General features: G+C 35.7%; 13 protein-coding genes. 8 read left to right on the forward strand and 5 right to left on the reverse strand.

What is annotated here, in order from left to right; genetic code table 11:
• Positions 1-10: 10 nt before the first annotated feature.
• Both HHU12_RS23525 and HHU12_RS23530 read right to left on the reverse strand, forming a co-directional pair.
• Positions 11-2,368, reverse strand: a complete 2,358-nt coding sequence (locus HHU12_RS23525; RefSeq protein WP_169659192.1) for a S9 family peptidase — start codon at positions 2,366-2,368, stop codon at positions 11-13.
• A 211-nt stretch (positions 2,369-2,579) separates the two neighbouring features.
• Positions 2,580-3,086, reverse strand: coding sequence for a hypothetical protein (locus tag HHU12_RS23530; protein WP_169659193.1), 507 nt, complete (start codon positions 3,084-3,086; stop codon positions 2,580-2,582).
• A gap of 292 nt (positions 3,087-3,378) precedes the next feature.
• On the opposite strand from HHU12_RS23530, the gene HHU12_RS23535 reads away from it, so the two are divergent.
• The 6 genes from HHU12_RS23535 (at position 3,379) to HHU12_RS23560 (ending at position 11,126) form a co-directional block, all read left to right on the forward strand.
• Complete coding sequence (locus tag HHU12_RS23535) at positions 3,379-5,031, forward strand: glycoside hydrolase family 10 protein (protein WP_169659194.1); 1,653 nt, start codon at positions 3,379-3,381, stop codon at positions 5,029-5,031.
• A 100-nt stretch (positions 5,032-5,131) separates the two neighbouring features.
• Positions 5,132-5,689, forward strand: coding sequence for a DUF1269 domain-containing protein (locus tag HHU12_RS23540; RefSeq protein WP_169659195.1), 558 nt, complete (start codon positions 5,132-5,134; stop codon positions 5,687-5,689).
• Between the two features lie 321 nt (positions 5,690-6,010).
• On the forward strand, positions 6,011-6,568 hold the full coding sequence (locus HHU12_RS23545) for a DUF1269 domain-containing protein (protein ID WP_169659196.1): 558 nt from the start codon (positions 6,011-6,013) through the stop codon (positions 6,566-6,568).
• A 236-nt stretch (positions 6,569-6,804) separates the two neighbouring features.
• Entirely contained in the window at positions 6,805-7,617 is an 813-nt protein-coding gene (locus tag HHU12_RS23550) for a 2,3,4,5-tetrahydropyridine-2,6-dicarboxylate N-succinyltransferase (RefSeq protein ID WP_169659197.1), read from the forward strand.
• 198 nt (positions 7,618-7,815) lie between these two features.
• Positions 7,816-8,394 carry a DUF3109 family protein gene (locus HHU12_RS23555; RefSeq protein ID WP_044210903.1) on the forward strand — a complete coding sequence of 193 codons (579 nt, stop codon included), beginning with the start codon at positions 7,816-7,818 and terminating at the stop codon, positions 8,392-8,394.
• A gap of 317 nt (positions 8,395-8,711) precedes the next feature.
• Positions 8,712-11,126, forward strand: a complete 2,415-nt coding sequence (locus HHU12_RS23560; protein WP_169659198.1) for an endonuclease MutS2 — start codon at positions 8,712-8,714, stop codon at positions 11,124-11,126.
• A gap of 293 nt (positions 11,127-11,419) precedes the next feature.
• On the opposite strand, the gene HHU12_RS23565 is transcribed toward HHU12_RS23560, so the two are convergent.
• The 3 genes from HHU12_RS23565 to HHU12_RS23575 form a co-directional block, all read right to left on the reverse strand.
• Positions 11,420-12,937 carry an alpha/beta fold hydrolase gene (locus tag HHU12_RS23565; RefSeq protein WP_169659199.1) on the reverse strand — a complete coding sequence of 506 codons (1,518 nt, stop codon included), beginning with the start codon at positions 12,935-12,937 and terminating at the stop codon, positions 11,420-11,422.
• Between the two features lie 76 nt (positions 12,938-13,013).
• Positions 13,014-13,580, reverse strand: coding sequence for a Crp/Fnr family transcriptional regulator (locus tag HHU12_RS23570; RefSeq protein ID WP_169659200.1), 567 nt, complete (start codon positions 13,578-13,580; stop codon positions 13,014-13,016).
• Positions 13,581-13,962: 382 nt separating this feature from the next.
• Positions 13,963-15,639 (reverse strand): alanine/glycine:cation symporter family protein, encoded by a 1,677-nt coding sequence (locus tag HHU12_RS23575; protein ID WP_169659201.1) that lies wholly within the window; start codon positions 15,637-15,639, stop codon positions 13,963-13,965.
• A gap of 402 nt (positions 15,640-16,041) precedes the next feature.
• Here HHU12_RS23575 and thrS point away from each other — a divergent pair, with 402 nt between their 5' ends.
• Positions 16,042-17,967 carry a threonine--tRNA ligase gene (gene thrS, locus HHU12_RS23580; protein WP_169659202.1) on the forward strand — a complete coding sequence of 642 codons (1,926 nt, stop codon included), beginning with the start codon at positions 16,042-16,044 and terminating at the stop codon, positions 17,965-17,967.
• A gap of 88 nt (positions 17,968-18,055) precedes the next feature.
• A complete protein-coding gene (lhgO, locus tag HHU12_RS23585; protein WP_169659208.1) occupies positions 18,056-19,258 on the forward strand; it encodes an L-2-hydroxyglutarate oxidase in 1,203 nt (400 codons plus the stop codon).
• Positions 19,259-19,505: the final 247 nt, after the last annotated feature.

The following is a 19,505-nucleotide window of genomic DNA, read 5'->3' on the forward strand; positions in this document are numbered from 1 at the left end:
TTATTCAAATTTATAATTTTTCTTGGAATAGATTGAAAATTCTTTTGTATTCATCTATCCAGCTTGTTGTTTCTTTAAATCCGTGAGGTTCAATCGGGTAAATAGCCATATCCCAATTTTCTTTCTTCAACTCTATCAGCCTTTGTGATAATCTTACCACATCCTGAAATTGAACATTATCGTCAACCATTCCATGCAATATCAACAGATTTCCTTTCAATCCTTCAGCAAAGTAAATAGGAGAACTTTTCTTGAATGCCTCAGGGTCCAGTGCAGGAGTATTTAAAATATTGGAAGTGTATGGGTGGTTATAATGTGCCCAGTCTGTTACAGAACGAATGGCAGCGCCTGCTTTAAAGGTCTCACTTTCATTGAACATAGCCATTAAAGTAATGAATCCACCATAAGAACCTCCATAAATACCAATGCGGTCTTTATCAATACCATGTTCCTTGATTAAAAACTGAGCTCCATCTACATGATCCGACAAATCTAATCCACCCATATGACGGTAAATTCCAGTTCTCCAGTCTCTACCATAGCCTGATGAAGCTCTGTAGTCAATATCAAGAACAGTATAACCGTTGTCAACTAGCATATTATGGAACATATATTCTCTGTAATAAACACTCCACCAGTTGTGAACATTTTGAAGATAACCTGCACCATGTACAAATAAAACGGCTTTGTGCTGATCCTTACTAGCTTCTGGCTTATACAATCTTGCGTGAACACTTTGACCGTCTTTTGCTTTGAAAGTAACAACTTCAGGTACTCTCCACTCATACTTGTCAAATGCTTCAGTAGTAGATTTTGTTACTTTCACCCAATCACTTCCAGATTTATTGGCCTGAATGTATAATTCCTCAGGTTTGTTGGAATAAGAGTAGATATCAGCAAAGTACTTTTCATCAGGTGAAAGAGTAGCAGAGTGATGTCCGACTGCTGATGTAAGCTTAGTCATTTCACCACCATCAATACTTACTTTATAAAAATGGACTTCACTGCTGTTTTCTTTATTTGAGGTCAAATAGAAGAACTTTTTATCCTTTGAAACTTCAGTTTTATGAATCTCAAAATCTCCAGCAGTGATAGCTTTTGTTTCTTTTGTCTCTGCATTATATGTATACAAATGAGAGAACCCTGTTTTTTCAGATTGATACCAAAGTGTATTATCATTTAACCATCCGATAGGGCCGACCCAGAAATTCCATCCGCTAATACCTGGTCCACCAACCCACGCATCATCATGCTGTCTGTCAATTTCCGTAAAAGAACCATCTTGAAGGTTAATCTGAATCAACCATCTGTCTTTGTTATCATAGGCTCTTACATCAGCTACTGCATAGTTTTTATTCGGCGAAAATTGAGGAGGATGCATTACCACCTGTCTCATCTGATTCAATAAAGAAGAATCTCTTTCAGGGTAGTTTTCAAAGTACTTCGGTGTATCTTTAATTCCTGATAGTTTACTGAGATCTATGCTATATACAGTATCTTTTTGTATGTCGTAAACAAAACTTTTAAATGTATCTTCAGGACTGCCTACTTTTGGTCTTGCATTTTGCATTTTAACATATCCAGTACCTTCGACCCACACAGGCATTTCAGTGGCATAACTGCCAGCACTTTTACCTAGAGAGTATACAGCGTAATTGGCATCATTACTTACGACTACATTAGAAACATATTGACCGTTCAAGTAAACCTTTTCTTTGCCTTTGTTACTCACAAGTTCTTTATGCTCTTGCTTTGCTTCTTTTCTTTCTTCTCTAAGTCTTACAATTTCAAACAGTTCTTTTTGCTGTTCATTTAAAAACTCCTGTTGAGGACTAGCTTTTACAGAACGAGGAGCACTTCCTCTAACAAAATTTGTAAGTTGATGGGTAACACCTGTTTTTTCATCCCAAATGAAAATGTTATCGCCTTGTTTATAGGCGATTTTGGTGTTGTCATCTAAAAACTTCACACCAGATTTTCGGTCAGTTGTATTAGTAATCTGCTGTTGAAGGCCCTTCTTGAAATTATACACAAAAACGTTATTGTCTTTAATGTAAACTTTTTTAGTCTGATCGTTATTCCAGTTACCCCTTGCAGATGGAAGTTGTTTTTCTTCTTCAGGGCTAACTTTGGAGTATTTTTTAGTTTTTATATCTACCTTATACAAAGACTCAAAAGCATTATTCTCTTTATTCCAATAAAAATAAATGGTCTTGGAATCTTTAGCCCAAAATGGTTTTGAAGGTGATTTTCCAATATAGTCTTCACCGCTCATGATTTCATCAAAGGTCAATACACTTTGATTTTGCTGGGCCAATGCCATTACAGACCCTAAAAGAAAGGGTAACAGAAGATAAAGTTTTTTCATTGAATTTAATTTATTGAATTGGTGATTAAGTACTAGAATAAATGACAGCTTAATTTGAGTTAAGAGTTAAGAGTTAAGAGTTAAGAGTTAAGAGGGGTGTAGAATATTTTGTTGTAGCATTTATAACTAGATCGAATGGTACTGCATTAGTTTCAGTACTTTTCATCTTAACTCTTAAGGTTGTTATTCTCTTTTCTTACTCTTTTATATTTTATTGACCGCCAATGACAAACTCTCCAGCCGTCAGGAAAGTCAATGAGTCACTTCTTACGGTGCTTTTCAAGCTGATTTCTGTGATAAAATAAACTGTGTCGGCCTGCATTATAAGACCAGCACTATCACTATTTACTGTTAAAAAGAGATCAAGAGATTTATCTGAAATATTGGCAGGCAAGTCACTTAAGTAACCTACTCTTGTTTTCTGATCTTTGGTGTTGCTAAGAAATACATCAACTGTTTCAATGATATTTAAAGTTGAATCAGAAGGTATAGAAACACTAAAATTAATTCTATTGAAACTTACTTTTTTTGCTCTAGTATTTTCGATTTGTAATTTTTGAAAAACACTATCCCTTGTATTAGAATACGTGTAAGGTAAACGCTCAATAACTGTGTTAGGAGGTGTCAAATAATAATAAGAGTTATTGGAAGTCAGCTGTAAGTTCTGAATCGTAAAGTGATCCAGTTCTTGATCAAGCCCAAAAAAGTTACAACTCATAAAAGAACACCCTGCGATGAGGTAAATAAAAAAGGTATAGTATTGTCTTAAAAAATGATGCATAATGTTGACTTTGTGAGTCACAAATGTATTAAGTGATTCTAATTTTCCCTAATATAAAAGGTATTGCATTTCTTTAATATAAAAGAAACAGTAAAATTTAAGGGATTAAATGATCAATTCATTAAAAAAATCAAAATAAGATCGTAAATTTAGAGTTGTTTTTAATACAAGTGTATAGAGTTTTTTTTAGTTAAAGTGCTCTTTTCAATATTTCCTTAAATATTTGATAATGAGGTGTATATTACTTTTTGTTACTACTGTTTTACTTACTTTTCAATTATTTGGTCAAGAACAATATCCAAAAAGAGAGTTTAGAGGAGTTTGGGTGGCCACATTAAATGCAATTGATTGGCCTTACGATATTCATGACAATGCATCACAGCAGAAAGAAGAATTTATTCGGTTATTGAATTTTCATAAAACCAGGGGAATCAACACCGTCATTGTTCAAGTAAGAGCAAGTGCTGATGTGATTTACCCAAGTAATTATGAGCCTTGGGCTAAATGTGTATCAGGAAAACAAGGACAGCCTCCTTCTCCCTTTTACGATCCTTTGGAATTTATGATCCATGAAACACACAAAAGAGGGATGGAGTTTCATGCATGGGTCAATCCTTTTAGAGCAATTACTAATACAGATTATGTGAATGTAGCGGAGGATCATATCGCTAAAACACACCCTGAGTGGATATTGAAATATCACAAATTGGCTATTCTTAATCCGGGCATACCCGAAGCACGAAATTATATTGTGAAGGTAATTGAAGAGTTGATTTCCAATTATGATATAGACGCTCTTCATTTTGACGATTATTTTTATCCCTATCCTGATCATGGTGAAATAAAAGGGGATAAATCTACTTACAGGAAATACAAAGTAGCCGGTGAAAATATACGTGATTGGAGGCGAAGTAATATTAATTCATTTATTGAAGAAGTACATGAATTAGTAGTACAGAAAAGACCGGGGTTAAAATTTGGTATAAGTCCATATGGTGTTTGGAGAAATGATAGAATGGACATGGATGGATCACCTACAAAATCAGGGTATACTTCTTATGATCATCTTTATGCAGATGTCAGACTTTGGTTACAGAATGGATGGATAGATTATGTAGCACCTCAAGTTTATCAGAGTTCCAAACATCGTAAAATACCTTTTAAACCTCTTGTGACATGGTGGTCACAAAACACATTTGGCAAGCATTTATACATTGGACATGCCACTTATAGAGTGCAAGTAAGCCTTGAAAGAGGGTGGAGAGATAACAATGAGATGCCAATTCAGATCCAGCATTGCAGGGATTTAGATGCGGTGTTGGGAAGCGTTTATTATAACTCCACTTCTCTGTTAAATAACCAAGGGGGAGTAGCAGATAGTTTAATGCAATTTTACGAGTATCCGGCTTTGCCTCCTCTTATGCCATGGGTGGATGCTACAAAACCTAATGCTCCTGCTTCTCCGAAAATAATGGCCATAGAAAATGGTGTTAAACTCCAATGGGAAACTCCTGAGGAAGCAAAAGATGGTGATTTACCGAAGTATTATGCTGTTTATTCATCGGTCAATGGTAGACTTCCTGATATTGAAGATATTAGAAATATGATTGCTATGATTCCTTCTTCTCAAACATCTTTTGTTGATGAAAGAACTAATTCTTTGGAGGATTATACTTATCTAATCACCGCAATAGATCAGCTGAAGAACGAAAGTTTACCCGTTTTACCCTCTTATCCCAAAGATAATAATGTGATTTTACCTGATCCATATACTGAAGATATGATCGTAGAACTCCAGAATTCAGTCCTAAAAACGATATGGGAAGTAACGAACAGAGTTGTTGATAATCAGCAAGTAACAATGATAAAAGAAGTTGATTAAGTGATGCTCGTCATCAAAAAAGTACATTAAATATATGAAATTGTAAGTGTAGATAATACAAATAACTCAAGCGATTATATTTACCAAACTAGTACTTAAGATGAAAACTTTTAAAAAACTTATTGTTGCAGTCTATAATGACGAGCACAAAGCCAATGAAGAGTTCAAGATCCTCTCAAATAAAGAGAAGAAGGATGAACTAGACTTGAAAGCTTACACAGTTGTCACAAAGAGCAAAGAAGGTAAAACTGTACTTCACGATACGGAAGGTCGTGATGCTTTTTGGGGTGCGGTGATTGGAGGTTTGATTGGAATGTTGGTAGGTCCTGTAGGAGCAATTTACGGAGCGGCTTTATTTGCAGCGGAAGTATTTGCAGGTTCTGTAGCGGCAGGAGTGGGAGTTGGAGCCATAGCAGGTTGGCTGAACAGTGATGCATTGAAAATACCTACCGACTTATTAAAGGATATCAAAGAATCTATTCATCCAGGAACTTCAGCCATTGTAGCTGTGGTAGATGAAGATTGGGTAGATGAAGTAGAGGCCGTTTTAGAAGCTGGCGCTGAAATGCTTCATCACTATCAATTTACTGATACTGTAGTTGAAAAGTTTGAAGAAGACTGGAAAGAATTTGAAAAAATAAATAACCCAACAAATTAATATATGAATTGACAATTACTCTTAGTAAAAACGGGATGCGAGTTGCATTCCGTTTTTTTTATGTGAAGTCTCATCTGAGGAAGCTTATGAAGGTATTTAAGGGTTTTTATTAAGGTTTATGTGAATACTGAAGAATGTAAATGACTGATATTCAGTGTTTAATTATTTCACTTTTGAAGTGAAAAGTATTTTAGTGACTATCATCACCAAAAAATAGTAACATTTATCTAACATTGTTAATGTATTTTTTAAGCAGTTGAACAATTACTACTACCATTTTTAATTGTACAAATGCTAATATCAGAATTAACCAAAATTATTATGAAAACTTCAAAAAAATTAATCGTAGCAATCTATAACGAAGAGCACAAAGCAGACGAAGAATTCAAAATTCTATCTTCAAAAGAAAAGAAAGATGAGCTAGACCTTAAAGCTTACACTGTAATCACCAAAAGTAAAGAAGGAAAAACAGTGCTTCATGACACTGAAGGCCGTGATGCGTTCTGGGGAGCAGTAGTCGGTGGTTTGATCGGTATGCTCGTAGGCCCTGTTGGAGCTATGTACGGCGCGGCAGTATTTGCATCACAAGTTATAGCTGGTTCTCTTGCTGCAGGAGTAGGAGGTGGAGCTATTGCAGGTTGGCTAAATAGTGAAGCACTTAACGTCCCAACAGATCTACTAAAAGATATCAAAGAATCTATTCATCCAGGAACATCAGCAATTGTTGCGGTGGTTGAAGATGAGTGGGTGGAGGAAGTCGAAGCTATTTTGGAATCAGGCTCACAAATGATGCACCATTATCAGTTTTCTGATTCTGTTGTGGAGAAGTTTGAGGAAGACTGGGATAAATTCGAAAATGAACAAAATGTAACGAAATAGGCAGTTGAACAAGAGCTTGATTCTGGTTGTAATCATCAGAATTTGTTTCATAAAAACGGGGTGTTACCGCATTCCGTTTTTTTTAATGATTAATTGTTGTGATTATAACTGAGTGTGATATTATTGTTTAAATTCTATGACATTATTAAAAATCATCTTAGAATTTCGTACTTTTGCGTGGCCTTTCTTAAGGCTGTACGATTTAAATATCTCAAACTAAAGAGGAGAGAAACAAAATGACTAGACAACAATTAATCGAGCAAGCATGGGAAGACCGTGCGTTTATGCAACAACAAGAATATATTGATGCTGTAAAAGCTACAGTTGAGGAATTAGATAAAGGTACTTTAAGATGTGCTGAGCCAGTTGCTGATGGTTGGCAAGTAAACGAGTGGGTAAAGAAAGCTGTGATTATGTTCTTCCCTCTTGCTGAAATGGAAACTATCAAAGTTGGTCCTTTCGAATTCCATGACAAAATTCCTTTAAAGAGTGATTACGCAGAAAAAGGTGTTCGTGTAGTACCTCACGCTATCGCTCGTTACGGTTCATTCGTAAACAAAGGTGTAATCATGATGCCTTCATACGTGAACATTGGTGCTTACGTTGATTCAGGTACAATGGTAGATACTTGGGCAACTGTAGGTAGCTGTGCACAAATCGGTAAAGACGTTCACCTTTCAGGTGGTGTAGGTGTAGGTGGTGTACTTGAGCCAGTTCAAGCTGCTCCAGTGATCATCGAAGATGGTGCTTTCGTAGGTTCTCGTTGTATCTTAGTAGAAGGTGTTCACATTGGTAAAGAAGCAGTATTAGGTGCAAACGTAACGCTTACAGCTTCTTCTAAAATCATCGACGTTACAGGTGATGAGCCAGTAGAATACAAAGGTTATGTTCCTCCAAGATCAGTAGTGATCCCAGGTAGCTACACTAAGAAATTCCCAGCAGGTGAATTCTCAGTAGGTTGTGCGATCATCATCGGTCAAAGAAAAGAAAGTACTGATAGAAAGACTTCATTAAATGATGCTTTGAGAGATAACAACGTTTCTGTATAAGTAACATTAAATCATATTTTAAGAGGGATTGTAGCAATACAATCCCTTTTTTTATGCGATTTTCAAAAGTTAACGACCAATAATGAGCATTTTAATTCAGAATATTCGACTTTTGCATATTGAAATAAACTTGAAACAATTGTTTTAGAATTCAGTTTCAAGTTTTGTGAAAAGAATAATAACCAATCTTTTAAAAAAGTGATTGTAGTTGATAAAGTCGTTTTAAGTGATGATATGATGTCTGAGGAGTTTGTATGTAACTTAGACAAATGTAAAGGAGCCTGCTGTGTAGAAGGTGATCTTGGTGCACCATTGAATGAGGATGAATTGGAGAAAATGGAAGAGGTTTATGAGAAAGTAAAACCTTATATGTCTCCTGAAGGAATTGCAGAAGTAGAACGACAAGGAAAATACATCAAAGATTTTGAAGGTGATTATTCAACTCCAACAATCGGCAACAGAGAGTGTGCTTATGCCATCTATGATGAGAAAAAGTACCTGCACTGTGCTATTGAGAAAGCTTATTTAGATAAAAAGATATCTTATAGGAAACCAATTTCTTGTTACTTATACCCCGCAAGAATCACCAAGTACGATGCTTACGATGCGGTGAATTATGACAGATGGGAAATCTGCTCTGATGCTTGTGTATTAGGTAAGGAATTAAAAGTACCAGTTTACCAATTTTTGAAAGGGCCTTTCATTTCAAAATATGGAAAAGAGTGGTATGAGAAGTTGGAAAAAGAAGTTCAATTGATGAAAGAGAACTTAAGATAATACATAGGGTTCGTTTAGAACTCAATAAGCATGTTTGGAGTAATCAGAAGAGGATTCAAACATGCTTTTCTTTTGGTTAAGTACTAAGTACTAAGACAGAATTAAATAACACTAATTCATATTATTTTTTCCGATTACTGCCTTTCAAAAACTTTAAATAGAACCACTATTTATACGTTTTTGAGCGTTGTACTCACAAAAAATAAATAAGAATTAATTATCATTTATTTTTGGTTTAGTGCTTATTAATTTTTTTCAGAATCAAAATACATTCTACATCTTTGTAGAGTACATTTTTATAAAAAGAAAATTGAAATATGTTATATCCTAAAAATTTAGAAGAAAAACTTGGTTTTGATAAGCTAAGAGAACTTTTAAAGGATAAATGTAATGGTGAAGTAGGGCGTAGTTTTGTAGATAAAATGCGTTTCACTTCAGATGCTAGGTTTGTTAGACAAAGAATCGCTCAGGTCAACGAGTGTGTAAATATATACGAGGCAGGGGAGTCGTTTCCTCATTCAGGTTTTATTGATGTAGGTCTTTTCCTTGATAAAGTGGAGATCGTCAATGCCTTTTTGCTGGAAGAAGAACTTTTTGATTTAAAAACAGCATTAACAACGTTGAAAGAATGTTTGACTTTTTTCAATAGTGTTGACCCTGCATTATATCCTGAATTAGTCAAAATCAGTGAAGGAGTAGAGTTTGATACCATGATCCTTCATGAGATTGATATGATTTTAGATGACAAAGGAAAAGTGAGAGATAACGCTTCTCCTGAGTTGGTGAAAATCAGACAGGCTTTACACCGTGAGTTGTCAAGTCTTCGTTCAAGAACGGCTTCTGTGATTCAACAAATGAAGAAAAAAGGGTATGCCAAAGAAGATGCTATCCCTACGCTTCGTGAAGGTAGAATTGTGGTGCCGGTACCGGCTGAACACAAACGTCATGTAACAGGTTTCGTTCATGATGCTTCCTCTACAGGTCAGACGGTATATATTGAACCTCAAGAATTATTACAGCTGAATAACTCTATCAAAGATTTAGAGTTAAGAGAGCGTCAAGAGGTGATTCGTATTCTGACAGAAATAACTCATAAAATCCGACCTCAAGTTCCAGGGCTTAGAAAAGGGAATAATTATCTAGGTGTGATTGATTTTATTAATGCAAAGGCAAATTTTGCTATGTTGCAAGAATCAATTCAACCCGAAATTGTGGATGAACCTTTAGTAGCTTGGTATCATGTGGCTCACCCTATTTTGCTTTGGTCTTTCACTGAACAAGGTAAAAAAGACAGTGTAGTGAGACAGAAGATCGAATTGGACGAGGAAAGAGGTAGAATATTGCTGATTTCTGGACCAAACGCCGGTGGTAAGTCAATTGCCATGCAGACGGTAGCGTTGGTACAATACATGTTCCAATGCGGTATGTTAGTGCCAATGATGGAAGGTTCAAAGATGGGTATTTTTGATGATATCATGATGGATTACGGTGATGATCAATCATTAGAAAATGACCTTTCTACTTACTCTTCTCACTTGACAAACATGAAAGCCATGTTGAAAAGAGGGAATCCGAAGTCGTTAGTGCTAATTGATGAATTTGGATCGGGTACTGAACCAGAATTAGGTGGTGTAATCGCTGAGTCTATCTTGGAGCAAATGAATCACCAAAAGATGTGGGGTGTAATCACTACTCACTACGCTAACCTTAAGTTTTATGCAGAAAAGCAGAATGGTTTACAGAATGGAGCCATGCGTTACGATGTAGAAAACCTAAGTCCTCTTTATAAACTAGAGCAAGGTCAGCCGGGTAGTTCTTTTGCATTAGAAATTGCACAGAAGATTGGTTTACCGAAGAAGGTGGTCAACATTGCTCGTCATAAAGCGGGTAGAAAGAAGATCAATATGGAAGAATTGCTTCGTAATCTTGAAGAAGAGAAGAAGGAGTTCGCCAAGAAAAATAAAGAAGTCAGTCGCTTAGAACAGAAGTTAAAGTCAGCTACTGAGAAATTTGAGACTAAATCAATCGAGCTTCAGAATAAGAAGCAGAATATTATGGATAAAGCCCGTAAAGATGCCCAAAAGGTATTGGATACGGCCAACCGTAAGATTGAGTTGACGATCAAAGAGATCAGAGAGACCAACGCTGAAAAAGAGAAGACGAAACAGCTTCGTAAGAACATTGAAAACTTCAAAAGTAGTAATCAGCCTTCTAAGAAAATCACCAACAAGAAAGAAGAAGAGCCTAGTTATGAAGTAATCGGTGGTACAATTACAATTGGAGATGCAGTTCGAATAAAAGGGCAGGGTTCAATTGGTGAGGTTGCCGCTTTGACAGCCAAAGAAGCTGAAATTATTATTGGTTCACTTCGTACAAATGTGAAATTAAATCGTTTGGAGAGAATCAGTAAGAAAGAGTTCAGAAAAGAAGTTAGAGATAAAGTGTCTTCACAAAGCGCAGCATCTAATCTTACACAGAGAAGAATTGATTTCAATTCTCAGCTTGACCTCAGAGGAAAAAGAGCAGAAGAGGTGATGTATGAATTAGATGATTTTATGGATACTGCTTTGATGTTAGGTGAAAGTTCTGTCCGTATCTTACATGGAAAAGGGACTGGTGCATTAAGAGAAGTAGTCCGAAATCACCTTAAATCTTTCCGTGGAATTAAGAATGTTTCCGACGATCACCCTGATAGAGGAGGTGCTGGAGTAACAATTGTAACATTTAGATAATTCATCAAACAGAACCATGAATTACGAGTACTTAACATTTGTTATGTGAATACTATTGAAAAATATTTATATATTTGAAGTACCAAAAGTGGAAATAATGTTTCTAACCTTTGGACTTCATAGCTGGTTGAAATCGTGAATAGGTGAAAAATCCTGTTTACGTACTTTATGTTACTCATAAAGTTGAAACGCTCAATATATAAAATATATTGGGCGTTTCTAATTAAAGAGGATTCCTTAAAACTCACTTTTAAGGCGTGTATAAACTAGTGCGGTTTCACTATCATCTATGGTTAATCTCCTTTTTTAAGTTTGTAGAAATTTGTAACGATCTTTTCAAATTCTACTTTATTATGCATCCAAGGCATATGTCCACAATTTTTGATATCATATACTTTTGCGGTGGGGAATCTATCAATAACTTCACCTTTACTTTTACCATAAATATCATCATCTCCGTAGGTTATACAAATGGGATAAGCAGGGTTTTCAATCTTCGTCAAAGGTTTGTAATTAATGATTTCCCTTCTAGTTTTGTTGATCGGTTCTGCATGTATCCCTGCTAATTCTTCGTCACTAATTTCAATTTGTTGAAAATTATGGTGATAGTTTTTCAAAACTTGTTTGAATAGCTTTCTATAGGATTTATTGCTCCCCAAAGCACCAAACATCGAATTGACTCCCATTTTTAACCATTTGCTATTTGAAGTATTCTCTTTATTATAGAGCATTACTTCTTTTTCTGTCTCTTTCCAAGTAGTATTCGTTCCTGAACTTGGACTACATAAGAATAAGCTATTAATTTTTGATAGATTTTTGTCAGCATAAATTTGAGCGTATAAACCTCCCCAAGAATGTCCAAATATGTGGAAAGTATCTAATTCATAATACGCTGCAATAGCATTGATATCCGAAATGTAATCTTCCATTGCATATGAACCATTAGGGCAATTGGAAAGCCCCGTACCTCTTTGATCAAAATAAATGACCTGATACTTTTGTTTCAATAAGTTGGTCACTTCCTTCATTCTATTAGGTACTCCAGGTCCACCATGAAGCAGTAAAATGGTTTCAGCATTTTGCTTAGGATATACTATTGTATATAATAAAGTTTCTTGATTACGTACTTTATGTTCCTCTGATTGTGGTTCTAGCGTTGGTTTTGACAGAGAAAAATCAGATTTATGGTGTCGTTTCTTTTTAAGTTTGATTCGCCCTCCAATATTTAATTGAACAAAAGGAGTGATTTGGTTGGAGGAAAAGTTTGTATGGGAATCATCCGTTCCATTTTTCCAAGCTTGTTCACTACCAAGCGGGATATTGCATCCTATTTTTATGGCTGTACTAAGACCGGAGTGATTGAACCTTGTAAGGGTTAATGATGTGCTGATGCCAAGCTGACCAATGTTGTAAGCTTGTGTATTATTATTTTGGAGTTCATGGGTTATAGACTGTCCAGTTTTCATGAAAAAGCCAATGTTCGGTTCAATTGCAAAATCAGAAGAGGAGAGTAAATCATAACCGACGTACAAAGTGCTTGTAAACTCTTTGTAATCAATTTTGTATTGATTGTTTTTGATGTTTCCGTTTGAGTTGTAAAACTCAGTGCCTACTAAGAATCCTCCAAACTTATAGTTACTTCCAGCACCCAGTTGAAAAGGTAAAAAGTTTGAGTTCAGATTTGTGTTGAAAACATTGTTGCTGTTCATTTGTACGCCCATATTGGCATATAGACGCAAGTAGGTGTTAGTTTGCCCTATTGCATTTGCAGAGAAAAGAGCTAACAAGAGTACTAAATTGATCTTTTTCATCATTTGTTTATTTTAATGTTCTATGCAAATGTCTATGAACTTGCATGTACCTCCATTAACAAATGATAAAAACGTATTACCGTGCTAAATCACCTCTTATTCGGCTTAATGAAATGTTGGTTATTCCAAGGTAAGAAGCTATGTCAGTGTGGGGTATTAAGTTTTCGAGTGATGGAAATTCATCTCTAAATTTAAGAAGTCTTTCTTTGGCAGTTAAAGAAGCTAGGCCAATTTCTTTTTCAACCTTTTGTGATAATTCATTTCTTAGAACAGTATTGCCAAAGTTTCTGATGTCTAAATGATCTATCATCATTCGTTCAAATTCTTTAGCGTCTATTGTAGCAAGTTTTACATCAGTAAGAGCTTGAAAGTTTAGAACAGAAATATCTCCTTTTGTTCTTGTATTTAATGGCGAAATGATGGATTTTTCAGTGAAAAATGAAATCGTTATTTCTTCTCCTTCAGGGTTTATTAAGTAACTCTTACATATACCTTCGAGAAGAAAATATTCCTTATTATTTTTCCTGTCTTTCTGAATGAAAGTTTCATTTTTTTGTATATCAACTAATTCTACAAGAGATTCAATTTCCTTTACCGAATTGGCAGAAATTGGGTGTATTGAATCAATAATTTTCTTGATCATTCTGTGGATTTGTTTGAAAGTTAGATTTGAACTTGAAAGTTAAATGAAATAAATGACATTAAAAGTAGATGATATAGAACTTGCAGAAATAATAATTATTAGTTGATAGTATTTTAGCTAGAATTTTAAGTACTAGGACAAAAGTAAAGGTACATTTTATCTTATCTTTTTTATCCTACTCTTCGGTAGATTTTTATCGCAAAACTAAGGCTATGCTCTGCAAATCTGCCTCGATTAGAATAAAAAATATCAAACTAAAACCTTCCCTTTTCTTCTGTCCTAGTACTTATTTTACCGGAGTAAAGTTTTGAACATAAAAGTAAAGAAAAAGGGCCTTGCTCTATTTCGAACAAAACCCTTTCTATATGATATAATGCTATACTTATTGCTTAATACCGAATTTCTTTTCCATATGTTCCCAATACGTTTCTAAACTATCTTTCATATCTTTTCTCAAGATAAGAATACCAACAAGGTTAGGGATAGTCATCAGTGCAATGGTAATACCTGATAGAGTCCAGATAATTGTAGTGTCAGCGAATGAGCCAACAAAGAAAGAAACGACATAGACTCCTCTATAGTAGATTACCGACTTTGAACCTAAAAGGAAAGTCATAGCTCTATCGCCATAATACGACCAAGAAATTGCAGTCGAGAAGGCGAATAAAAGTAATCCAATAGATACAATATATTTTCCGAAATCACCGAAATAACTTCGTGTGAATGCTAAACTGGTAAGAGGAGCAGAGTGAATTAAAGATTTACCTTTTATGACAAGATTTGATCTCCATTGTACCACACCTTCTTTTACATCAAGTTCACCGCTGTATTTTTCTCCTTCAAGTAATACCACCACATCTTCAGCTACTGAACGAGCGTGGATCAATGTTACTGTGCTCTTGATATTTCCGTCTACAACTGTTAATTCACCAGTATAAGTTGGTAACTTTTCTTCTCCGCTAATATGTAGTGAAAGTTTGTCGCGATCATTATTAGGGTTGGATTTGCGGTCGTCATACCTTGTGCTTAATACCTGAAGGTCTGTTTGCTGAAATGTATTATCTACTTTTTCTCTCCAAACATTAGAAGAAAGTAATGCTAAACCAGTTAGAGAACAAATCACAATTGTATCAATAAAAGGCTCTAAGATCGCTACCATACCTTCAGAAACAGGCTCTTTCGTTTTTGCAGATGCGTGTGCGATTGGCGCAGAACCTTGACCAGCTTCATTGGAGAATAAACCTCTATTTACACCCCTATTGAAAGCGAAAGCAAATGTAGCTCCTAGGAAACCACCTGTAGCAGATGTGCCAGAGAAAATGTCACTAGCAATTTTTCCAATTGAACCAGGAATGTTTTCAAAATTAAATAGAATAACCGCAAGACAGCCGATAAAGTAAATTACAGCCATCATAGGAACGAGTTTCTCTGTTACTTTCGCGATTCTAGAAATACCTCCAAGAATTACAAAAGCTAAAAGTACGGCTAAGATTGCTCCTGTGATGTATTGATCGATACCAAAAGTTGCATAGATAGACGAAGCGATCGAGTTCACTTGAGGTAAGTTACCTGTACCGAAAGAAGATAAAACAGTAGCAATAGCAAAAAGTACTGCCATCCATTTCATATTCAATTTATTTTTCATGAAGTACATCGGTCCGCCGGCCATTGTACCATCAGCTGTTTTCTCTCTGTATTTGTGAGAAAGCGTTACCTCCACAAATTTGGTGGTCATACCAAAGAAGGCTGTAACAATCATCCAGAATAAAGCGGCAGGGCCACCTAAGTGAATCGCTAAAGCTACACCGGCAATATTACCAGTACCCACTGTACCTGATAAAGCTGTGGCTAAAGCTTGAAAGTGTGAAGTGTCACCCTCATCATCTTGTTCGTCAAATTTTCCTTTCACAACATCTATAGCATGAGAAAAAAAGCGAATTTGAGGAAATTTGAGATAGATTGTAAAAAATAGACCTGTTAATAGTAAAAGTGCTACAAACCAAAATGAGCCTCCAATATAACTGTCTATCAGACTAAGAACGTCGTTTAACTGTTGCATTTGTTGTTTGTTATGAAAAAGTTGGAAAGTACTTTAAATAAGTTTAAATATCAAATTGTACGCGAATTTATAAAAAATCAGGACAATAGTATTTATTTTTTGATCCAACTCCTTAGTTTCAATCAAGAATTAGGGTTCGTTTTGGTTTATAGTTTTGAATTATACACTATTAATTAATTAACAAAATAAACAAGGACTTGTGTAATCTAATAACAGGTATTCTTCTCTGTCTTATTCTTTAAAGTAGATGGGTTATGAATATTTAGAGAAATATAATGTCTCTCAAATTTATTTTTAAGGTTAAAAATTGTAGCTTGCAACCTCAAATTCTCACAGCAAAACTTGTGGTCAGTTGTAGGGGCACAAATGGGGGGATTTAAAAATTAAAATTTATATACCACAATGATTAAAATTACATTACCGGATAATTCGGTAAGAGAGTTCGAAAGCGGAGCGTCTTCATTGGATGTAGCGAAAAGCATCAGTGAAGGATTGGCAAGAAACGTACTTGCAGCAGAAGTAAATGGAGAAGTTTGGGATGCTACCAGACCATTGACCGCAGACTCAAATGTAAAATTATTAACGTGGAATGACACGGACGGAAAGTCAACTTTCTGGCACTCTTCAGCTCACTTAATGGCCGAAGCTTTAGAAGCTTTGTACCCTGGTGTAAAACTAGGTATTGGACCTTCTATCGAGAATGGTTTCTACTATGATGTAGATTTCGGTGACCATGAATTCTCATCAGAGGAATTGGTCAATGTAGAGAAGAAGATGAAAGAACTAGCGAAGCAAAAGAATATCTATGCACGTGAGGATATTTCTAAAGCGGATGCTGTTAAATACTTCGAGGAAAAAGAAGATCCTTATAAATTAGACCTTTTAGAAGGTTTAGAGGATGGTCAGATCACTTTCTATAAGCAAGGTGAATTCACAGATTTATGTCGTGGACCACACATTCCTCATACAGGCTTTATTAAAGCAATCAAATTAATGTCTGTAGCAGGTGCTTACTGGAGAGGTGACGAGAAAAATAAAATGTTGACTCGTATCTACGGTATCACTTTCCCTAAAGCAAAGGAATTAACTGAGTACTTAGAGAGATTAGAGGAAGCGAAGAAAAGAGATCATAGAAAAGTAGGTCAAGAATTAGACTTATTTACTTTCTCTCAAAGAGTAGGTCAAGGTTTGCCATTATGGTTGCCAAAAGGTACTACTTTAAGAGAGAGATTAGAGAATTTCTTAAGAAAAGCACAACAGAAAGCAGGTTACCAACAAGTAGTAACACCTCATATTGGTTCTAAAGACCTTTACGTTACTTCTGGTCACTATGCAAAATATGGTGAAGATTCATTCCAGCCAATCCATACTCCACACGAAGGTGAAGAGTATTTATTGAAGCCAATGAACTGCCCTCACCACTGTGAAATTTACCGTTCTCGCCCAAGATCATATAGAGATTTACCAGTTCGTTTAGCCGAATTTGGTACTGTATATAGATATGAGCAGTCAGGTGAATTACATGGTTTGACAAGGGTGCGTGGCTTTACGCAAGATGATGCTCACTTGTTCTGTCGTCCTGATCAAGTAAAAGAAGAGTTCGGTAAAGTGATCGACCTTGTTTTATATGTTTTCAAATCATTAGGTTTTGATGATTATTTAGCACAAATCTCTTTGAGAGATAAAGAAGATAGAGCGAAGTACATCGGTAAAGAATCTGATTGGGATAGAGCGGAGAAGGATATCGAAGAAGTTGCAGCTGAAAAAGGACTGAAGACAGTAGTGGAATACGGTGAAGCTGCATTCTATGGTCCTAAGTTAGACTTTATGGTACGTGATGCTTTAGGTAGATCTTGGCAATTAGGTACTATTCAAGTGGATTACCAATTGCCACAGCGTTTTGAGTTGGAATACAAAGATTCTGATAACTCATTAAAACGTCCGGTAATGATTCACAGAGCGCCATTCGGTTCAATGGAACGTTTCATTGCCATCTTGATTGAGCACACAGGAGGTAATTTCCCATTATGGTTAGCACCAGAGCAATTTACAATCTTACCAGTATCTGACAAATACAACGATTATGCTTACGGCGTAATGAGTGAATTAGAAGAAGCTGGATTTACAGGTACTGTAGATGCAAGAGCTGAGAAAATCGGTAGAAAGATCCGTGATGCAGAAGTTCAGAAAACACCTTATATGTTGATTGTAGGTGAAAAAGAAATGGACGGAAATGCAGTCTCAGTACGTAAGAAAGGAGAGGGTGATGTTGGAACAATGTCAGTGTCTGATTTCTTAGCGTTATTCAAGAAAGAAACAGCGGTTTAGTACTGCGAAAAAATAAATTGACAATGAGTTGTGATTTTTAATTGCAACTCATTGTCTTATAATAACATTTATAATAAATCTAACAATGGTGTATGATGTAATCATTGTTGGTGCCGGTATTGTCGGGATGGCATCAGCTTTGAAAATCAAACAACAGTCTCCAGAGTTAAAGGTTTTAGTATTGGAGAAAGAGGGTGATGTTGCACAGCATCAAACAGGTCATAATAGTGGAGTGATTCACTCAGGACTTTATTATAAACCGGGTAGCCATAAAGCATTAAACTGTATTGATGGTTACAATCAGTTGATTAAGTTTTGTGATGAAGAAGGCGTTAAGTATGATTTGTGTGGTAAAGTTGTTGTAGCGACAGACCAAAAAGAACTAGACAACTTAAATACGTTATACGAAAGAGGTGTAGCAAACGGACTGAAAGACCTAAAACGTTTATCTGCTTCTGAAATTAAAGAATACGAGCCGTACTGTAATGGTATTGCAGGTCTTTACGTTCCTCAAACAGGTATTATTGATTACACTGAAGTGACTCAGAAATACAAAGAAGTGTTTGAGGAGCGATTTGGTGGTGAAGTAAAATTCAGAAACAAGGTAGAAGATATCCGTTTAGGAAGTATCGGCGTTGAGGTGATGACCAATAGAGATGTTTACAGATCACATTTAGTGGTGAACTGTGCAGGTCTTTATAGTGATCGTGTTGCTCAATTAGCCTTAAAACAGCTAGACGTTCGTATTATTCCTTTCAGAGGGGAATATTATGAGATTAAGCCGAATAAGCACTATCTCGTGAAAAACCTAATCTATCCTGTTCCTGATCCTGCATTCCCATTTTTGGGTGTTCACTTCACAAGAATGATTAATGGAGGTGTAGAAGCAGGCCCTAATGCTGTTTTAGCATATAGAAGAGAAGGATATAAAAAGACAGATGTTAATGTAAGTGAACTTTTCGAATCTTTGACATGGAAAGGATTCTTGAAAGTAGCTTCTAAGTACTGGCCAACGGGATTAGGTGAGGTTTATAGATCTTATTCTAAGGGTGCTTTTACGAAGGCATTGCAGCGTTTATTGCCTGATTTGAAAGAGTCAGACTTGAAACCTGGTGGTTCAGGAGTAAGAGCACAAGCATGTGATAAGAACGGTGGATTGATCGATGACTTCTTATTTGTGGAAGAAGATCGTATGATTAACGTATTAAATGCACCTTCACCTGCGGCAACATCATCTTTGGCAATAGGTGATACAATCGCTTCAAAGGTTTTGAAGAAGCTGAATAAATAGAAATTTCAAGCGTATAGAAATATTTTATTAAAAAATATCTATTTCTATACGCTTGAAATTCAACCTTCAAATAATTTGTTGATTTTTTTTTACAATAGATTGTTTGTATATCCAAAAACGAGTCTTACCTTTGCACTCGCAATGACACAAACGGTGTCTGTAATACATAAAATTTCGGGATGTTAGCTCAGTTGGTTTAGAGCACCTGCCTTACAAGCAGGGGGTCATTGGTTCGAATCCAATACGT

Source organism: Flammeovirga aprica JL-4 (assembly GCF_012844305.1).
GTDB classification, from domain to species: Bacteria; Bacteroidota; Bacteroidia; order Cytophagales; family Flammeovirgaceae; genus Flammeovirga; species Flammeovirga aprica.

Coding starts and splice junctions, on each gene's coding strand:
- HHU12_RS23565 (WP_169659199.1), bottom strand. CDS start 12,937: ATGAAAAAGATCAATTTAGTACTCTTGTTAGCTCTTTTCTCTGCAAAT.
- HHU12_RS23575 (WP_169659201.1), bottom strand. CDS start 15,639: ATGCAACAGTTAAACGACGTTCTTAGTCTGATAGACAGTTATATTGGA.
- HHU12_RS23525 (WP_169659192.1), bottom strand. CDS start 2,368: ATGAAAAAACTTTATCTTCTGTTACCCTTTCTTTTAGGGTCTGTAATG.
- HHU12_RS23540 (WP_169659195.1), top strand. CDS start 5,132: ATGAAAACTTTTAAAAAACTTATTGTTGCAGTCTATAATGACGAGCAC.
- thrS (WP_169659202.1), top strand. CDS start 16,042: ATGATTAAAATTACATTACCGGATAATTCGGTAAGAGAGTTCGAAAGC.
- HHU12_RS23545 (WP_169659196.1), top strand. CDS start 6,011: ATGAAAACTTCAAAAAAATTAATCGTAGCAATCTATAACGAAGAGCAC.
- HHU12_RS23530 (WP_169659193.1), bottom strand. CDS start 3,086: ATGAGTTGTAACTTTTTTGGGCTTGATCAAGAACTGGATCACTTTACG.
- HHU12_RS23535 (WP_169659194.1), top strand. CDS start 3,379: ATGAGGTGTATATTACTTTTTGTTACTACTGTTTTACTTACTTTTCAA.
- HHU12_RS23560 (WP_169659198.1), top strand. CDS start 8,712: ATGTTATATCCTAAAAATTTAGAAGAAAAACTTGGTTTTGATAAGCTA.
- HHU12_RS23550 (WP_169659197.1), top strand. CDS start 6,805: ATGACTAGACAACAATTAATCGAGCAAGCATGGGAAGACCGTGCGTTT.
- HHU12_RS23570 (WP_169659200.1), bottom strand. CDS start 13,580: ATGATCAAGAAAATTATTGATTCAATACACCCAATTTCTGCCAATTCG.